We start from the raw sequence: 18,071 nt of genomic DNA on the forward strand, positions 1-18,071 counted from the left end.
CCTTGTCCGTCGTAGGCGTCCAGCCGCAGATGTTCAGTCGCAGGTGTCGAATCGCAGGTGTCGAGTCGCAAATGTCGAGTCGTGGAGGTCCGGATGCACAGGTCCCGATGCGCAGGTCCGGACGCACAGGCCCGTTGGAGCCGGTCGTGCTCCTCCGGCGGATGCCAGGATGCCCGGACGAGGACGACACGTGCCGAGCGTTGTCCACAGGCACGGGATGATCGTCGTACGAATCGGCCCGACCGACCGGCTCGACCGGCCCGACCGGCCCGACGGGCCCGACCGGCCCGACGGGCCTGACCAGACAGCCCAGTCCGACCAGCCCGGACGTACCAGTCGGGCATATCGGTCGTACGAATCCCGCGCACGGTGGGGCATCGGCAGAGAACCGTCCCGGAGCCGGGACTTCGGCCCCGCGCAGCGGGTAACGTCGGGGCCGTGCCCGCCGATCCACCGCACAGCGCCGGAATGTCACAGCGCAGCACGACGAGTCCGCCGCCGAGCGGCTCGGGGGCGAGCGCGATCGAGGTTCGCAGGAGTGCCCGGCGCCGCCGGACGGTCTCCGCGTACCGCGAGGGCGATCGCACCATCGTGCTGATCCCCGCCCGGATGTCCGCGGCGGAGGAGCAGCGCTGGGTGACCGTCATGCTCGACAAGCTCGCCGCCCAGGAGAGCAAGGGGGTGCTGGGCGACCGCGAGCTGACCGAGCGTGCCGAACGGCTGTCGGCGCAGCACTTCGGCGGCCGGGCCCGCCCCGCCTCCGTACGCTGGGTCACCAACCAGAACACCCGCTGGGGTTCGTGCACCCCGGCCGAGGGCAGCATCCGGCTCTCGCACCGGCTGCAGGGGATGCCGGAGTACGTCATCGACTACGTGCTCTGCCATGAGCTGGCCCACCTGCTGGTGCCGGGACACGGCCCCGACTTCTGGCGGCTGCTGGAGTCCTACCCCCGCACCGAACGGGCCCGCGGCTACCTGGAGGGGGTGGTGGCCGCCGAGCGGCTGCCGCACCTGCCGGGCGCGCGCGGGGAGTGAACCACCGGCGCCGCGGCCCCGGGTGAGCGTGCGCGGCCCCGGGCGAGGTTGTGTACCGGGTCTGTACCGACTACGCCCGTTGTCAGTATTTGCCGTTAGCCTGGCGCGACGCACTCACATTCGGGATGGGGGACGGTCGTAGCGCATGGCCAGGGAATTCCAACGAGGCCACAAGGCCAGGATCAGTGACCTGACGGCGGGCACGGATCTGTACGTGGGTGTGCAGATCTCCGCTCCCGGACTGTCCTTCGACATCAGCTGCTTCGGTCTGGACGGCGACGAGCGTCTCTCCGACGACCGCTACTTCGTCTTCTTCAACCAGCCGAAGTCGCCGGAGGAGTCCGTCCAACTGCTGGGCGCCCAGGCGGGCGACACGGAGTCGTTCCGGGTCACGCTGGACCGGATCCCGGCACACATCCGCAAGTTGTCCTTCACGGCGACCATCGACGGCACCGGGCAGATGTCCCAGGCCGATCCCGGATACGTGCGCATCGTGGCCGGTGGTGAGGAGGTCGCGCGGTACTCCTTCGACGGCTCGGGGTTCTCCACCGAACGGGCCGTGATGCTCGCCGACTTCTACCTCAAGGACGAGTGGCGGTTCGCCGCCGTGGGTCAGGGTTTCGACGGCGGACTCGAGGCACTGCTGAGGAACTTCGGCGGTGAGGTGCAGGAGGAGGAGGCGCCCGCTGCCCCGCAGCAGCCGCAGACCGGCGCCGCCCCGGGCTTCGCCCCGCCCGCGTTCGGCGTCCCGGCCGCCCCCGCGCCGGCCCAGGTGCCCGCTCCGCAGGGCTTCGCCCCGCCCGGTGTCACCCAGCCCCAGGCTCCGGCGCCCGCGCCGGACGTGCACGCGGCGCAGACGGTCGTCGCCCCCATGACCCCGCCGGGCGCCGGAGCGGTCCCGCCGCCCGCCCCGGCGCCCGCGCCCTACGGGCAGCCGCAGCAGCCGTCGTACGGCGGTCAGTCGCCGGCACCGAGCGCGCCGATGCCCCCGGGGTACGGGCAGCAGTCCGCACCGGGCGGTCAGCCGGGCGCGCCGATGCCGCCCGGCTACGGCCAGCAGCCGCCCTACGGTCAGGTCCCCGGCCAGCAGACCGCCCCCTACGGTGTGCCGCAGGGCGCCCCGCAGGGCGGTGCCGGGGTGACGGCCGCGTTCCAGGTGTTCAAGGAGACCCCGACCGGGCAGCGCTGGACGCAGCAGAACCAGAAGCTCATCCGCGTCGACCTCGGCATCGGCGGGCAGCCCGTGCTGGCCAGGCAGGGCAGCATGGTGCTCTACCAGGGCAAGGTCGACTTCGCCTACAAGGGCGCCGGGTTCGCCGGACGCATCGCGGGCAACGCCACCGGCCAGGAGATGCAGCTGATGCGCTGCACCGGCCAGGGCCAGGTGTTCCTCGCCGAGAACGCCACACATCTGCACCCCGTCGAACTCCAGGGCGACGCGATCTGCGTCTCCGCCGAGAACGTCCTCGCCTTCGACGAGAGCCTCCAGTACGAGGTCCGCCGGATCGAGGGCCACGGCATCCCCGGCGGTGCGCTGTTCACCATGCAGTTCCAGGGCACCGGCACGATCGTCGTCAAGACGCACGGCACGCCCGTCGTGCTGCCCGTGACGCCGACCACCTTCGCCGACTGCAACGCGGTGGTCGCCTGGTCGGCCGCCTCCCAGGTGATCGTCTCCAGCCAGGTCCGGATGCGCCGCAACGCCTACCCGGGAGACACGGGGGAGAGCGTCAACCTCCAGTTCCGGGGCGCTCCCGGCAACTTCATCGTCGTCCAGCCCTACGAGGTCTGAGGGAGCCCGTCATGAACCAGCCACTCGCGGGCTTCGCCCCCGCACCCGTCACCGCCCGCATGGAGAACCACGGCAACCACATGCTGAAGGTCGCCATGCAGACCGGCAACGACCTCCTCGCGCGCGTGGGGTCGATGGTCGCCTACGAAGGCTTCATCCAGTACGAGCCGAATCCGCCGGCCGTCCGCCAGGTCGCCCGCGACTGGATCACCGGCGAGGGCGCCCCGCTGATGAAGTGCTCCGGCGACGGACTGCTCTACCTCGCCGACTACGGCGCCGACGTCGTGGTGATCAACCTCAACGGTGACGGCATCTCCGTCAACGCCACCAACCTGCTCGCCTTCGACGCCCAGCTGACGTGGGGCGTCGAGCGGGTGAAGGGGCTGGCGAAGTTCGCCGGACAGGGGCTGTGGAACACCAGGATCTCCGGGCATGGCTGGGTCGCGCTGACCTCCCGGGGCAAGCCGATCGTCGTCGACTGCGGCGGCGGCGAGGACGAGACGTACGTCGACCCCGACGCGCTCGTCGCCTGGTCCCCGAACCTGAAGGTGAAGGGCAAGCGCAGCTTCAAGGCACAGTCACTGATCGGCCGGGGCAGCGGCGAGGCCTACCAGATGGCCTTCTCCGGCCAGGGCATCGTCGTCGTCCAGCCCAGCGAGGACAGCACCGACCGCCTCAGGGTCCGGGGCTGAGGGGGAGCCGGAAACACCATGCAGAGTCCGCTTTTCGCACACAACGACCTCCAGACACAGGAGCGCTGGAGCCTGCAGAACAAGCAGATGCTCCGCGTCACCCTGGAGGGCCACGACGACATCCTCGCCCGCAAGGGCACCATGGTCGCCTACCAGGGCCTGGTCGAGTTCGACGCCGAGTACCGAAGCCACGGCCAGGCACGCGCGCGTGCGCGCACCGGCGAGGGTCTGGACCTGATGCGCTGCCACGGGCAGGGCACCGTCTACTTCGCCAACCTCGGCCAGCACGTGCACGTCATGGACGTGGAACAGGACGGCCTGACGGTCGACAGCAGCTACGTCCTCGCCATGGACTCCTCGCTGCACCACGAGGTCATCGCCGTCGACAGCCTCTACGGCATCTCCGGCTCGGGGAAGTACCAGCTCAACATCACCGGACGCGGCAAGGTCGCCCTGACGACCTCGGGCGCGCCACTGCTGATGCGGGTCACGCCGGACCGGTACGTCAACTGCGACGCCGACGCCATCGTCGCCTGGTCCACCGGGCTGCGGGTGCAGATGCAGGCCCAGACCCACTCCTCCGGGGTGTGGCGCCGGCGCGGCAGCACCGGAGAGGGCTGGGAGCTGAGCTTCATGGGCTCGGGATTCGCGCTCGTCCAGCCCAGTGAGCTGCTGCCGCCGCAGAACGCGGTGATCGGCCAGGGCGTCGCCGCCCAGTTCGGCATGGGGCAGCAGGGGGCGCGCGGACAGAACCAGGGCAACGTCTGGGGCTGATCGTCCGGAGGACACCGGCACACCGGAACACCGGGGCTGACCGTCCGGAGAACACCGGGAAAGCAGACGCGAGGGGCGACCTCCGCAGTGGTCGCCCCTCGCACGTTCGTCCGTCGCCTCACCCGCCCGCCGCGGGCGTGCCGGGCGCGCCGGGCGTGCCGCGCCCGTTCAGAGCCGGGCGCGGGTCGCTTCCAGCAGTCGTACGACCGACTCGTCGGCCACGTCCGGCACCTCGTCGTAGGGGAACCAGCGCAGGTCCAGCGACTCGTCGCTGATCGCGTGCTCGGCGCCGCGCGGGGCCAGGACCGCGTACTGGACGTCGTAGTGCCAGTTGCACGGGGCGGGGATCGGGTGCCGGTCCAGACGCACCGGTCCGCCGGGCAGCAGGGTCAGACCGGTGATCCCGGACTCCTCGGCCGCCTCCCGCAGGGCCGCCGCCGCCAGGGTCGTGTCGCCCGGCTCGCAGTGGCCGCCCATCTGCAGCCACATCCGCAGCTTCTTGTGCAGCGTGAGCAGCACCCGGCCGTGCTCGGGGTCGATCACCAGCGCGCTCGCCGTCACATGGCCGGCCTCGCAGGCCTTCCACATGCCGTCCTGGTGGGCCGCCAGATGGTCGAGGTAGGCCTGGCGCAGCTCGTCCTGGCCCCGGCCCTCGTACGTCTTCAGCACGAGGACCGCGTCGTCGTAAAGGTTCACTCGGTTTCCTCGTCCTTGCCCCGGCCGGTCTCGCCGTCGGTCTTCTTGTGCAGGTCGGGCTTGTCGGCGGCCTCGCCGAGCATCTTGTCGAGCTCGGAGAAGTCCATGTGCTCGCGGTGCACGAAGCCGTCCGGGTCGTCCAGGTCGGTGGCCGTCGGCAGCATGTCCGGGTGGGCCCACAGGCCGTCCCGGCCGTCGACACCGCGCGCGTCCGTGAGCGACGCCCACAGACGGGAGGCGTCGCGCAGCCGGCGCGGGCGCAGCTCGAGGCCGATCAGCGTGGCGAACGTCTGCTCGGCCGGGCCGCCGGACGCACGGCGCCGGCGCAGCGTCTCACGCAGGGCGTCTGCGGACGTCAGACGCGGCTTCGCGGCCGCGTGGACCACCGCGTCCACCCAGCCCTCGACGAGCGCCAGAGCCGTCTCCAGACGGGCCAGAGCGGCCTTCTGCTGCGGCGTGTCCTCCGGCTGGAACATGCCCTGCTGGAGCGCGTCCTGCAGCTGCTCGGGGTTCTGCGGGTCGAACTGGCCGACCACGTCCTCCAGCTTGGCCGTGTCGACCTTGATCCCGCGCGCGTAGCCGTCGACCGCGCCGAACAGGTGCGAGCGCAGCCACGGCACGTGCGCGAAGAGACGCTGGTGGGCGGCCTCGCGCAGGGCCAGGTAGAGCCGCACCTCCTCCTTCGGCACGCCGAGGTCCTTGCCGAAGGCCTCCACGTTGGCCGGCAGCAGCGCGGCCTTCCCGGCCGGACCCAGCGGCAGGCCGATGTCGGTGGAGCCGACGACCTCGCCCGCGAGCACGCCGACGGCCTGCCCGATCTGGGTGCCGAACATGGCACCGCCCATCGAGCGCATCATGCCGATCAGCGGGCCCGCCATGGCCTGCATCTCCTCCGGCAGGACGTCGCCCATGGCGGCGCCGACCCGCTCGGCCACCGGGTCGACCAGTTCCTTCCACGCGGGCAGGGTCGCCTCGACCCACTCCGCGCGGGACCATGCGAGGGCGGAGCCGGAGCCCGAGGGCAGGGAGGTGGCGTCGTCCAGCCACAGGTCGGCGAGGCGGACGGCCTCCTCGACCGCCGAGCGCTCGGCGGGGCCGACGCTCGCGTCCTTGACGCCGTCAGGGGTGCCCTGGGCGACCGTCTGGCGGGCGATCTGCTTGGCCATGTCCCAGTTCACCGGGCCGCCCTCGAAGGAGAGCATCTGGCCCAGCTGCTGGAACGCGGCGCCCAGGTCGGTGGGGTTCAGGGACCCGAACATGGCTGCGAGCGGATTGTCGGCGCCGCCGGCGCCGAAGCCTCCGGCGCCGGGCAGGCCACCGAAACCGAACGGATTGGCCGGTCCCTGCCCACCACCGCTCTGCTGGTCCTTCTGCTTGCCCTCGTCGCCGTCGTCCGGCTCCTCCGGCGGAAGGCCGAATCCGAATGGGGTGTCACTCACGGGATTCCTCGGCTGGTAAGGCCACCGGCTTCTCTCCGGCGGCGCGGCTGCCCGATTTCACCCCCCAGCGTAGACACCCTGACCCGATCGGGCCTCGGTGCTTCGCCCACGGAAGGCCTGCGGCAGGATGGATGCACCTGGTACGTACGCGTCACGCGCGCCCGTACTGAAGACAACCGCTGGAGACGCCCGGTGAGTTCCCCAGATCCACAGGTTCGCGCAGCGCGAAACCCCTCAACCGCCTCCGCAGTGCGCGGGCCCGTCGTCGCGGTGACCGGTGCGGCCACCGGGATCGGGGCGCTGCTCACCGAGCGGCTCGCCGCCTGCGAGGAGATCAAGCGGGTCGTCGCGATCGACGAGCGACGCGGGGAGTGCGCGAGCGCGCAGTGGCACATCCTCGACGTGCGGGACCCCGCGATCGCGGAGCGGCTGCGGGGCGCGGACGTCGTCGTCCACCTCGCGCTCGACCTGGATCTCGGCAGTGAGGCGGCGGCCCGGACCGCTTACAACGTCCGGGGGACCCAGACCGTGCTGACCGCCGCCGCGGCGGCCGGGGTGCACCGGGTCGTGCTGTGCACGTCCGCGATGGTGTACGGCGCGCTGCCGGACAACGAGCTGCCGCTGTCGGAGGACGCCGAGCTGCGGGCGACGGCCGAGGCGACCGGGGTCGGGGACCTGCTGGAGATCGAGCGGCTGGCCCGGCGGGCGCCGCGGGCGCATCCCGGGCTGAACGTCACCGTCGTACGGCCCGCCGTACTGGTGGGAGGCACGGACACGGCGCTGACCCGGTACTTCGAGTCGCCCCGGCTGCTGGTGGTCGCCGGATCGCGGCCCGCGTGGCAGTTCTGCCATGTCGAGGACCTGTGCGCTGCCCTGGAGTACGCCGTTCTGGAGAAGGTCGACGGGGAGCTGGCCGTCGGCTGTGACGGGTGGCTGGAGCAGGAGGAGGTCGAGGAGCTGAGCGGCATCCGGCGGATGGAGCTGCCGTCCGCGGTCGCGCTCGGCGCGGCGGCCCGGCTGCACCGGATCGGGCTCACCCCGTCCCCGGCCGGGGACCTGGCGTACACGATGTACCCGTGGGTGGTCAGCGGGAGCCGGCTGCATGACGCCGGGTGGCGGCCCCGGTGGACCAACGAGGAGGTGCTGGCGGAGCTGCTGGAGGAGGTGTCCGGGCGGCACACGGTCGCCGGGCGGCGGCTGGGCCGGAAGGACGCGACGGCGGCGGGGGCCGCGGGGGCGACGGTGGCTCTGCTGGGTGCCGCCGCCGTGGTGCGGCGGGCCCGCAAGGCGCGGCGGATGCTGTAGGAACACGATCACCACTCGGCCCGGCCGGCCGAGGAGCCTCTCCGCCCCCGGCTCCGGCGGTCGGGAAGCGGGGCCGGGCATGCGGCACCATGGGGGTATGGCACCCACGAACGATCACCCCGGCGAGCAGGCGGCGCAGCATCCCATCAAGCTGATCGGCGTCCGGGACACGCCGCTCTCCCTGGACGAGGTGTTCCGTGCCGTCGGGGACGACGCCGCCGGCGGTGTCGCGCTGTTCGTGGGGACCGTGCGGAACCACGACGGGGGCGCCGACGTCGACCGGCTCGGGTACTCCTGCCACCCCAGCGCCGAGGCGGAGATGCGGCGGATCGCCGAGAAGGTCGTCGCCGGCCATCCGGTGCGGGCGCTGGCGGCCGTGCACCGGGTGGGGGAGCTGGCGGTCGGGGATCTCGCGATCGTCGTCGGCGTGTCCTGTCCCCACCGGGCCGACGCCTTCGACGCGTGCCGGAAGCTGGTCGACGACATCAAGCACGAGGTGCCCATCTGGAAGCACCAGCAGTTCTCCGACGGCACGGAGGAGTGGGTCGGCGCCTGCTGACCACGTTCGGCTCATCCGGTACTCCGGTTGCGTAACCGACCCCCTCGCGTGAGCGTTGTCAGTGCGGATGGTTAATCTGCTGATCAGTCCGTTGCGGACGCTCATGGGGTTGGGAGGTCGGCATGGCGGCGCTCGCCTGGTTGCTGATTCCGCTTGTTGCCGCCGTCGCGGCCGGGCTCTGGGGAAGCTGGGTCAACCGGACCCGCAGTGTGCGCGGGGACGGTCCCGAACTGGACGGATACGCGCGATTCCGCGAGGCGATGGAGAAGTCCCCGCCGGATGCGCGCGGCGCCTGACGGGGGTGCCCTGACGGTCCTCCGACAGTGGCGTCCCGTACTGTCGAGGCATGCCACGCCGCACCGCGACGATGCTCGCCTCCACCCTGATGCTGATCGCGCTCCTGTGTGCGGGAGTCCTCATCCGCGTGCCGTACGCGGAGATGTCCCCGGGTCCGACGGTGAACACGCTCGCGGACCACGACGGCGAGCCGGTGCTGCAGATCTCGGGACACCGCACCTATCCGGCGGACGGCCACCTGAACATGACCACCGTCCGGGTCACCAGCGCCGACTTCCGGATGAACCTGGTGGAGGCCGTCTACGGCTGGCTGGCGCGCGACAGCAAGGTCGTGCCGCACGACACCCTCTACCCGGACGGCAAGACGGAGGAGCAGTCCACCCAGGAGAACGCCGAGGAGTTCAGCCAGTCCCAGGAGAGCGCCAAGGTCGCCGCCCTGAAGGAACTGGGCATCCCGGTGAAGTCCTGGGTGATCGTCTCCACCGTCGTCAAGAGCTCCCCGGCCGAGGGCAGGCTGCACGCCGGTGACGTGATCAAGACCGTGGACGGCACCGCGGTCAAGCAGCCCTCGGACGTGGCCAAGCTGGTGACCAGGCACAAGCCCGGTCAGGCCGTCGTCTTCACGGTCGTCCCGGCCAAGGACCAGGCCGCCGCCGAGAAGGAGCACAAGACGGCGACCACGACGCGGAAGGTCGCGATCACCACCCGCGCCTCCGACGACAGCGGGGCCAAGCGGGCCATCGTCGGGATCTCCGCCGGGACCGACCACACCTTCCCGTTCGGCATCGACATCAAGCTCGCCGACGTGGGCGGACCCAGCGCCGGTCTGATGTTCTCGCTCGGCATCTACGACAAGCTCACCCCGGGCGACCTCACCGGCGGCAAGTTCGTCGCCGGCACCGGCACCATCGACGACGACGGCACCGTCGGCCCGATCGGCGGCATCGACATGAAGACCGTCGGCGCGCGGGACAAGGGCGCCCAGTACTTCCTGACGCCCGCCGAGAACTGCGCGGCCGCCGCCAAGGACACGCCGGGCGGGCTCACCCTGGTCAAGGTCAAGACCATCGGCGACGCGCTCGACGCCCTCAAGGACATCCGTACCGGCCACACGGCCGACCTGCCGAGGTGCACGTCCAAGAGCTGACGCTTCCGGTACGGCGACGGGGGCGGCCTCTTTGAGCGAGGGGCCGCCCCCGTCGCCGTACCCGTACGCCGGCGCGGCCGGCCGGCCGCGCGGGCCGGCCGGTACCCGAGGGGCGGACGGGCCGGCCGTCAGTCCTCGAACGTCGTGGCCAGGGCCTCCGCCAGACCCGGCACCAGGTCCGGGCCGGTCAGGACCTCCGTCGAGGAGTCCTTCTCGCGCAGCCGGAGAGCGGCCTCGCGCTTGCCGTCGCGCAGCACCGCGACCGTCATGCGGACCTCCTGGCGCTCGGGGTGGCTCGCCACCCACTTGGCCAGCTTGGCGCCGCTCAGGCCCTGCGGGACCTGCGCCTCGACCGACGGGGGCAGCATCAGACGCTCCACCGTCAGAGCGCAGCCGACCACCGCGTCCGGCCAGGCGATGGTGCCGAGGAAATCGTCGAGCGCCTTGTCCGAGGGGATCTCGTCCTGCTCGATGGGGGTGAGACCGGTGGTCTCGGGCTCGTCCGTCAGGCCGAGCTGCGCGGCGAGCGAGGGTTCCTGGGTCCGCAGCCGTGCGGTGTCTACGAGGGCGAAGAGGCGAGCGGGCTGGTCCCAGCCGAGGCCGGAGGCGTACTCGTCGATCTCGAGTACGGCCCGGGTGAGCGGGTTCGCTGCCATGGGAGTGTTGGACATGGTCACAATCCTGCCTCGTTCCCGGCCGGAATCGGGAACCGAGCAAACCGTGAGTAAGTTGCATAGGTGTGGGCCTGCGATCACGGGGGGCCACCAGGGGCCCGCGAACACGGGGTCCTGACGGATCGACAGCGAACTTCGAGGTGCGCACCTTGGCTTTCCAGATGCCGGACCGCGGCGGAGGCCCGACGGGGCCACGGACCAGAGCGGGCCGCCCGTCCCGGCGTGCCCGGACCCTGATCGTGACCCTGGGCGTCCTCGCCGTGCTGGGCATGGCCTTCACCATGTTCGCCGGGTTCTGGACGGACTGGCTGTGGTACCGGTCGGTGCACTACTCCTCCGTGTTCACCACCACACTGTCGACCAAGATCGGGCTGTTCTTCGTCTTCGGCCTGCTGATGGCCCTCGCGGTGGGCGTCAACGTCTGGCTCGCGCACCGGCTGCGGCCCCCGCTGAGCGCCATGTCCATGGAGCAGCAGAGCCTGGACCGCTACCGGATGGCGATAGCGCCGTACAAGAGGTGGCTGCTGCTCTCGGGCACCTCCCTCGTCGGCCTGATCGCCGGAGCCTCGGCGGCGGGCCAGTGGCGGACCTGGCTGATGTGGGTCAACGGCGTGCCCTTCGGCCAGAAGGACCCGCAGTTCCACCTCGACGTCTCCTTCTACGCCTTCGACCTGCCCTGGTACCGGTTCCTGCTCGGCTTCGGCTTCGCCACCACGATCCTGTGCCTGATCGCCGCCGCGCTCACCCACTACCTGTACGGCGGACTGCGCGTCACCAGCCCCGGCGCGCGCGCCACCGCCGCCGCGACCGGGCACCTGTCGGTGCTCCTCGGCGTCTTCGTGACCCTGAAGGCGGTCGCCTACTGGCTCGACCGTTACGGCCTGGCCGTCAAGTCCAGCGACTTCAAGACCACCGGCAACTGGACGGGCCTGCGCTACGTCGACGCCAACGCCTATCTGCCGGCCAAGACCATCCTGTTCTGCATCGCCGTCATCTGCGCGCTGCTGTTCTTCGCCACCCTGTGGCGGCGCACCTGGCAGCTGCCCGTCATCGGCTTCGGGCTCATGGTCCTGTCCGCGATCCTGATCGGCGGGCTGTACCCGGCCATCGTGCAGAAGTTCCAGGTACAGCCCAACGAACAGGCCAAGGAAGCCCCGTACGTCCAGAAGAACCTCACGGCGACCCGCGAGGCGTACGGCATCGACGACACCCAGGTCAGCAGGTACCCCGGCAAGTCCACCGCCAAGGACACCGGCAAGCTGCGCGACCGGGTCGACGAGACGGCGAGCATCCGCATCATGGACCCGAACGTCGTCTCGCCGACGTTCCGGCTGCAGCAGCAGATCAAGGGCTACTACGGGTTCCCGGCCAACCTCGACGTCGACCGCTACGCCACCAAGGGCGGCCAGGAACAGGACACCGTCATCGGTCTGCGCGAGCTGGACCTGGGCGGCATCCCGAAGAACAACTGGATCAACGACCACTTCCGCTACACGCACGGCTACGGCGCCGTAGCCGCCAAGGGCACCGCGGTCGCCGCCGAGGGCCTGCCGATGTTCACCGAGAAGAACCTGCCGTCCACGGGCGACCTGGGCGAGTACCGGCAGCAGGTCTACTACGGCGAGAAGACCACCACGTACTCGATCGTCGGCGGCCCCCAGAAGGAGGTCGACTACTCCGACAACGCGGGCGAGAAGAACACCAGCTACCAGGGCAGGAGCGGGGTCGACCTCGACAGCACGCTCAACCGGGCGGCCTACGCGGTGGCGTTCAACGAGCCGCAGATCCTCTACTCCGGAGCGATCGGCAAGGGCTCGCGGATCCTGTACAACCGCACACCCAAGGACCGCGTCGAGGCGGTCGCCCCGTGGCTGACCATCGACGGCGACGCCTACCCGGCCGTGGTGAACCACCGCATCCAGTGGATCGTGGACGCGTACACGACGACGAACGGATACCCGTACGCCTCGCGTACGACCCTCGGCGACACGACGGCCGACTCGCAGACCGCCGCCAACAACTCGCGTGCGGTGGTGGCCCAGCAGAACCAGGTCAACTACATCCGCAACTCGGTGAAGGCGACCGTCGACGCATACACCGGCGACGTGAAGCTGTACCAGTGGGACACCAAGGACCCGGTGCTGAAGACGTGGATGAAGGCTTTCCCCGGCACGGTGAAGCCCCGCGCGGACATCTCCACGGATCTGATGGCCCATCTGCGCTATCCGCAGGACCTGTTCAAGGTCCAGCGTGAGCTGCTCACCCGCTACCACGTGACGAACGCGCAGACCTTCCTCAGCGGCAGCGAGGTGTGGACGGTTCCGGTCGACCCGACCAACGACTCCGGCAGTGCGGTGCCGCCGTACTACCTGAGCATGCGCATGCCGGACCAGAGTGCCCAGGCGTTCTCGCTGACCACGACGTTCACGCCCAATGGCCAGGCCAACCTCAGCGCGTTCATGGCCGTGGACTCCGACCCGCGCACCAGCGACTACGGCAAGATCAGAATCCTGAAGCTGCCGACGAGCACGACGGTCGACGGACCCAAGCAGGTCCAGAGCCAGTTCAACTCCGAGTCGGACATCGCCGAGACGATCAGTCTGCTGAGCAGAGGCCACTCCAAGGTCGAGTACGGCAATCTGCTGACCGTGCCGCTGGACGGCGGACTGCTGTACGCGGAGCCCGTCTACGTCCGCGGCGGCTCGCTGCAGTACCCGCTGCTGCGCAAGGTTCTGGTCACCTACGGCGGCAGGACCGCCTTCGAGGACACCCTGGACGAGGCGCTCGACAAGGTCTTCGGAGTGCAGGGCTCGGCCCCACCGACCGGCAACGGCACCGGCAAGCCGGCCGGTCCGACCGACCCGACGGTCCAGCGGGCGCTGGAAGACGCGCAGAAGGCCTTCGACGCCGGCCAGCTCGCCATGAAGGAGAAGGACGGGCCGGACTGGGGTGCGTACGCCAAGGCGCAGCGCGACCTCCAGGAGGCGCTGAAGAGCGCCCAGGACGCGCAAACCAAGGCCGACAAAAACGACAAGACAGACAATAAAAGCGACAAGACGGACAATAAGGCGAAGGATTGATCAAGCCCCTCCGCGCCGTGTTATGGTTGCAAAGCAAACGGCGCGGGGTGGAGCAGCTCGGTAGCTCGCTGGGCTCATAACCCAGAGGTCGCAGGTTCAAATCCTGTCCCCGCTACTCAATCGAAGGCCCGGATCCTTAAGGGATCCGGGCCTTCGTGGTGTGCGAACTCATGTGCAGGGAGGAGTGACGGCCGCGCCGCCGTGGGGAGTTGGGGGAACTGTGTTTGACTTGTCTCTCTGTGGGCATGTCGACAAAACGCTGTAGTGACCTCACGGGCTGCGGTACACCGGGTGTACCCAGGTTGCAGGTGGTGCGACGATGGACGTTATGGGGGACAAGGCAACTCTGTTCGAGACGGGGCGATTTGAGCAGCCTGCCGGCGAGGACCCGTCCCGCGACGAGACGGGGGAAGCCGCCGAGGACGTACGACTGCGGTTCGCGGCCGAGACCGGCGACGCGGGGGCGTCGAGCGTCCTCGGCGCCAGACTGCTGCGCCGCGGCGACCTCGACGGTGCCGAACCCCTCCTGAGAGCCGCCACCGCGGCCGGTGACCGGGCCGCCGCCAACAATCTGGGCGTCCTGCTGCACCAGCGCGGCTATCCCGAGGAGGCCGCCGGCTGGTGGCGGATCGCCGCCGTCGCCGGCTCCGCCGCCGCGGCACACGCGCTCGGCCGCCACCACCGCGAGCGCGGCGACGAACCCGCCGCCGAGTACTGGCTGCGCCAGTCCGCCGAACAGGGACACGTCCTCGGCGCCTACGCCCTCGCCGACCTGCTGGAGCACCGCGGGGACGCCGCCGGCGAGCACTGGATGCGAGCCGCCGCCGAACGCGGGCACCGCGAGGCCTCCTACCGGCTGGCCCGCGCGCTCGACCGCAAGGGCACGCACGAGGACGGGAGCGGGCCCGACAACGCTGTCGAGGAAGCCGAGCAGTGGTACCGGCAGGCCGCCGCGCGGGGCCACCAGCGGGCCGCGCTGCACCTCGGCGCGATCCTGGAGAAGCGCGGCGAGCTGAAGGAGGCCGGACGCTGGTACCTGATCTCCGCCAAGGACGGCGAACCGCGGGCCGCCTGCGCCCTCGGCTTCCTGCTGCGCGACGCCGGTGACACCGAGAGCGCCGCCGTGTGGTGGCTGCGTGCCGCCCAGGACGGCGACGGCAACGCCGCCAACGCGCTCGGCGCGCTGCACGCCGAGCGCGGCGAGACGCAGACCGCGGAGCGCTGGTACCGGGCGGCGCTGGACGCCGGCGACGACAACGGGGCGTACAACCTCGGGCTGCTCTGCGCCGAGCAGGGCAGGACCGCGCAGGCCGAGCAGTGGTACCGGCGCGCCGCGTACGCCGGGCACCGGGAGGCGGCGAACGCGCTGGCCATCCTGCTGCTCCAGGGCGGCGACACGAGCGGTGCCGAGCCGTGGTTCTCCAAGGCCGCCGAGGCCGGCAGCGTGGACGCCGCGTTCAACCTCGGCATCCTGCACGCCGGCAAGGGCACCCTGGCGGACACCCGGATCGGTCTGCGCTGGTACGAGCGCGCGGCCGCCGCCGGGCACACCGAGGCGGCGCTCCAGGTCGGCATCGCCCGGCTGCGCGAGGGCGACGAGCAGGAGGCCGAGCGGCATCTGCGCTGCGCGGCGGGCGGCGGCAGCTCGGAGGCGGCGTACCGGCTGGCCACCGTGCTGGACGCGCGCAGGCCGCCGGAGCCCGCGCACGAGCTGGGCGAGAGCGTGCACGAGAAGACCGAGTGCGAGGAGTGGTACGAGCGCGCCGCCACCCAGGGGCACCGGCGCGCCCAGGTGCGGGTGGGCATGCTCGCGGCGGCCCGGGGTGACGTGGTCGAGGCCGCGCGGTGGTACCGCACGGCGGCGGAGGCCGGCTCGCGCAACGGGGCGTTCAACCTGGGGCTGCTGCTGGCCCGCGAGGGGAGCGAGCCCGAGGCGGCGGTGTGGTGGACGCGGGCCGCCGACGCGGGGCACGGGCGGGCGGCGCTCCGGCTGGCCCTCGTCTACGCGCGTCGCGGCGAGCTGACCGAAGGGCAGAAGTGGGCCGCCCGGGCGGTCGGGCTCGGACCCGCGGAGGTCGCCGAACGGGCCGGAAGGCTGCGCGACGCGCTGCGCGAGGAGCTCTCGGCGTGACCGCGCTCACGTGGGCCCCAGGCGATTTGCTTTCGCCGGATTCCCTCACGTAGAGTCGTGTTTACCGACGCGGGGTGGAGCAGCTCGGTAGCTCGCTGGGCTCATAACCCAGAGGTCGCAGGTTCAAATCCTGTCCCCGCTACTGAAGGCCGAGGGCCGGAATCCAGAAATGGGTTCCGGCCCTCAGCCGTTTCCGGGAACAGCCGCTTCCGGGAGGTGGCTGGTTCCGGGAGGCGCTTCCGGCGGCGGCCGCTTCCGGGGCGGTGGAGGGGCGGGCAAAGCAAAAGAGGGGGCTCAGGGCCCCCTCTGTCACGCTCCGATGCGCGCTGCGCGATGCGCGCTGCGCGATGCCCCGCTACGCGCCCGCGCAGTCCGGGCACAGGCCGCGGTAGGTCACCTCGACGTCCGAGACCGTGAAGCCGAAGCGCTCCGCGTCGGGCAGGTCGGCGAGCGGGTTGCCGGTCGGGTGCACGTCACGGATCGCGCCGCACCGGGCGCAGACCAGGTGGTGGTGCGGCCGGTGCGCGTTCGGGTCGTACCGCTTGGCGCGCCTGTCCGTGCTGACCTCGAGCACCTCGCCGAGCGAGACCAGCTCGCCCAGCGTGTTGTAGACGGTCGCCCGGGAGATCTCCGGCAGCTTCACCACCGCGCGCGAGTGCACCTCGTCGGCCGTCAGGTGGACGTGCTCACCGTCGAGAACCTCGGCCACGACGCGTCGCTGCGCGGTCATCCGCCATCCGCGTCCACGCAGCCGTTCCAAAAGGTCGCTCATAGCTACCAGCGTAACAGCAGGAGGGCCAGGTTCCGAACGAGTGTGACTTTGGATGGCAAGTTGACTTGGATTGAGTCCAATGTAGGATCGGATTCGGCTTTGGCCAAGGATCAGGACTAGCGGGGCTAGTCGGCAATGACGCAGGAGGCGCACGTGACGCAGGGACCGCTCACCACGGAGGCCGGTGCTCCGGTGGCCGACAACCAGAACAGCGAGACCGCGGGCGTGGGCGGCCCGGTGCTCGTGCAGGACCAGCTGCTGCTGGAGAAGCTGGCCCGCTTCAACCGCGAGCGCATCCCCGAGCGCGTGGTGCACGCCCGCGGCGCCGGCGCCTACGGCACCTTCACGGTGACCGCCGACGTGACGCCGTACACCAGGGCGGCCTTCCTCTCCGAGGTCGGCAAGCAGACGGAGACGTTCCTGCGGTTCTCGACCGTGGCGGGCAACCTGGGCTCGGCGGACGCGGTGCGCGACCCGCGCGGCTGGGCGCTGAAGTTCTACACCGAGGAGGGCAACTACGACCTCGTCGGCAACAACACCCCCGTGTTCTTCATCAAGGACGCCATCAAGTTCCCCGACTTCATCCACACCCAGAAGCGCGACCCGTACACGGGCAGCCAGGAGGCGGACAACGTCTGGGACTTCTGGGGCCTGTCTCCCGAGTCCACCCACCAGGTGACCTGGCTCTTCGGCGACCGGGGCATCCCCGCCTCCTACCGCCACATGAACGGGTACGGCTCGCACACGTACCAGTGGAACAACGAGGCCGGCGAGGTCTTCTGGGTCAAGTACCACTTCAAGACCGACCAGGGGATCAGGAACCTCACCCAGGCCGAGGCCGACCGGATCGCCGGTGAGGACCCCGACTCCCACCAGCGCGACCTGCGCCAGGCCATCGAGCGCGGCGAGTTCCCGAGCTGGACCGTGCAGGTGCAGATCATGCCCGCGGCGGACGCGGCGGCGTACCGCTTCAACCCGTTCGACCTCACCAAGGTGTGGCCGCACGCGGACTACCCGCCGATCGAGATCGGCAGGCTGGAGCTCAACCGCAACCCGGAGAACGTCTTCGCCGAGGTCGAGCAGTCGGCCTTCAGTCCCGCCCACTTCGTGCCGGGCATCGGCCCGTCGCCGGACAAGATGCTCCAGGGGCGCCTGTTCGCGTACGGCGACGCCCACCGCTACCGCGTCGGCGTCAACGCCGACCAGCTGTACGTGAACCGTCCGCACGCCACCGAGGCGCGCACCCACTCCCGTGACGGCTTCCTGTACGACGGCCGGCACAAGGGCGCGAAGAACTACGAGCCGAACAGCTTCGGCGGCCCGCACCAGACGGGCAGGCCGCTGTGGCAGCCGGCCCCCGACCTCACCGGCGGCACGGGAGGCCACCCGGCCCCGGTCCACGCCGAGGACGACGACTTCACGCAGGCCGGCGACCTCTACCGCCTGATGTCCGAGGACGAGCGGAGCCGTCTGATCGACAACCTGGCGGGCTTCATCGCCAAGGTGTCGCGCGACGACATCGCCGAGCGCGCGATCGGCAACTTCCGTGCCGCGGACGCCGGTTTCGGCAAGCGGCTGGAGGAGGCCGTACGGGCGCTGCGCGGCTGAGCCGCACCACCGGGCCGCGGGCCGGGGCCCCTCCGAGCGGCAGGGGTCCCGGCCCGCTTCCGTGCACCGC

Annotated in this window: 15 protein-coding genes and 2 tRNA genes; 13 read left to right on the top strand and 4 right to left on the bottom strand. The window is 71.0% G+C overall.

Annotated features, from left to right (window positions below; all coding sequences use genetic code 11):
* The first annotated feature begins 438 nt into the window (after positions 1 to 438).
* The 4 genes from OIB37_RS24255 (at position 439) to OIB37_RS24270 (ending at position 4,293) form a co-directional block, all read left to right on the top strand.
* The gene (locus OIB37_RS24255) at positions 439 to 1,035 is read left to right on the top strand and encodes a M48 metallopeptidase family protein (protein ID WP_330459712.1); all 597 of its coding nucleotides are present in this window, start codon (positions 439 to 441) and stop codon (positions 1,033 to 1,035) included.
* A 145-nt stretch (positions 1,036 to 1,180) separates the two neighbouring features.
* Positions 1,181 to 2,827 carry a TerD family protein gene (locus OIB37_RS24260; protein ID WP_330459713.1) on the top strand — a complete coding sequence of 549 codons (1,647 nt, stop codon included), beginning with the start codon at positions 1,181 to 1,183 and terminating at the stop codon, positions 2,825 to 2,827.
* 11 nt (positions 2,828 to 2,838) lie between these two features.
* Complete coding sequence (locus tag OIB37_RS24265; protein WP_330459714.1) at positions 2,839 to 3,519, top strand: AIM24 family protein; 681 nt, start codon at positions 2,839 to 2,841, stop codon at positions 3,517 to 3,519.
* 18 nt (positions 3,520 to 3,537) lie between these two features.
* Positions 3,538 to 4,293: an AIM24 family protein gene (locus OIB37_RS24270; RefSeq protein WP_330459715.1), complete on the top strand. Its 756-nt coding sequence runs from the start codon at positions 3,538 to 3,540 to the stop codon at positions 4,291 to 4,293.
* Between the two features lie 168 nt (positions 4,294 to 4,461).
* On the opposite strand, the gene OIB37_RS24275 is transcribed toward OIB37_RS24270, so the two are convergent.
* Both OIB37_RS24275 and OIB37_RS24280 read right to left on the bottom strand, forming a co-directional pair.
* A complete protein-coding gene (locus OIB37_RS24275) occupies positions 4,462 to 4,989 on the bottom strand; it encodes an NUDIX hydrolase (RefSeq protein WP_330459716.1) in 528 nt (175 codons plus the stop codon).
* Positions 4,986 to 6,428, bottom strand: coding sequence for a zinc-dependent metalloprotease (locus OIB37_RS24280; protein ID WP_330459717.1), 1,443 nt, complete (start codon positions 6,426 to 6,428; stop codon positions 4,986 to 4,988). The genes OIB37_RS24275 and OIB37_RS24280 overlap by 4 nt, the downstream gene beginning before the upstream one ends.
* A gap of 192 nt (positions 6,429 to 6,620) precedes the next feature.
* On the opposite strand from OIB37_RS24280, the gene OIB37_RS24285 reads away from it, so the two are divergent.
* From OIB37_RS24285 to OIB37_RS24300, 4 genes are all read left to right on the top strand, one after another.
* Positions 6,621 to 7,733, top strand: a complete 1,113-nt coding sequence (locus tag OIB37_RS24285) for an SDR family oxidoreductase (protein ID WP_330459718.1) — start codon at positions 6,621 to 6,623, stop codon at positions 7,731 to 7,733.
* Between the two features lie 97 nt (positions 7,734 to 7,830).
* Positions 7,831 to 8,292: a molybdenum cofactor biosynthesis protein MoaE gene (locus OIB37_RS24290; RefSeq protein WP_330459719.1), complete on the top strand. Its 462-nt coding sequence runs from the start codon at positions 7,831 to 7,833 to the stop codon at positions 8,290 to 8,292.
* Positions 8,293 to 8,414: 122 nt separating this feature from the next.
* Entirely contained in the window at positions 8,415 to 8,588 is a 174-nt protein-coding gene (locus tag OIB37_RS24295; protein WP_330459720.1) for a hypothetical protein, read from the top strand.
* Positions 8,589 to 8,638: 50 nt separating this feature from the next.
* Complete coding sequence (locus tag OIB37_RS24300; protein ID WP_330459721.1) at positions 8,639 to 9,736, top strand: YlbL family protein; 1,098 nt, start codon at positions 8,639 to 8,641, stop codon at positions 9,734 to 9,736.
* Positions 9,737 to 9,864: 128 nt separating this feature from the next.
* Here OIB37_RS24300 and OIB37_RS24305 read toward each other — a convergent pair whose 3' ends face one another.
* Positions 9,865 to 10,407, bottom strand: coding sequence for a PPA1309 family protein (locus tag OIB37_RS24305; RefSeq protein WP_330459722.1), 543 nt, complete (start codon positions 10,405 to 10,407; stop codon positions 9,865 to 9,867).
* A gap of 164 nt (positions 10,408 to 10,571) precedes the next feature.
* Between OIB37_RS24305 and OIB37_RS24310 the strand changes: the two genes are divergently transcribed.
* The 4 genes from OIB37_RS24310 (at position 10,572) to OIB37_RS24325 (ending at position 15,763) form a co-directional block, all read left to right on the top strand.
* On the top strand, positions 10,572 to 13,490 hold the full coding sequence (locus tag OIB37_RS24310; RefSeq protein ID WP_330461954.1) for a UPF0182 family membrane protein: 2,919 nt from the start codon (positions 10,572 to 10,574) through the stop codon (positions 13,488 to 13,490).
* Positions 13,491 to 13,531: 41 nt separating this feature from the next.
* A tRNA-Met gene (locus tag OIB37_RS24315) sits at positions 13,532 to 13,605 on the top strand.
* A gap of 204 nt (positions 13,606 to 13,809) precedes the next feature.
* Entirely contained in the window at positions 13,810 to 15,621 is a 1,812-nt protein-coding gene (locus tag OIB37_RS24320; protein ID WP_330459723.1) for a tetratricopeptide repeat protein, read from the top strand.
* A 68-nt stretch (positions 15,622 to 15,689) separates the two neighbouring features.
* Positions 15,690 to 15,763 (top strand) — tRNA-Met (locus tag OIB37_RS24325).
* A 213-nt stretch (positions 15,764 to 15,976) separates the two neighbouring features.
* Here the strand turns inward: OIB37_RS24325 and OIB37_RS24330 are convergent.
* A complete protein-coding gene (locus OIB37_RS24330; protein ID WP_330459724.1) occupies positions 15,977 to 16,393 on the bottom strand; it encodes a Fur family transcriptional regulator in 417 nt (138 codons plus the stop codon).
* A 135-nt stretch (positions 16,394 to 16,528) separates the two neighbouring features.
* On the opposite strand from OIB37_RS24330, the gene OIB37_RS24335 reads away from it, so the two are divergent.
* On the top strand, positions 16,529 to 18,001 hold the full coding sequence (locus OIB37_RS24335; protein WP_330459725.1) for a catalase: 1,473 nt from the start codon (positions 16,529 to 16,531) through the stop codon (positions 17,999 to 18,001).
* Positions 18,002 to 18,071 lie beyond the last annotated feature (70 nt).

Source organism: Streptomyces sp. NBC_00820, assembly GCF_036347055.1.
In the GTDB taxonomy this organism is placed as follows: Bacteria; Actinomycetota; Actinomycetes; order Streptomycetales; family Streptomycetaceae; genus Streptomyces.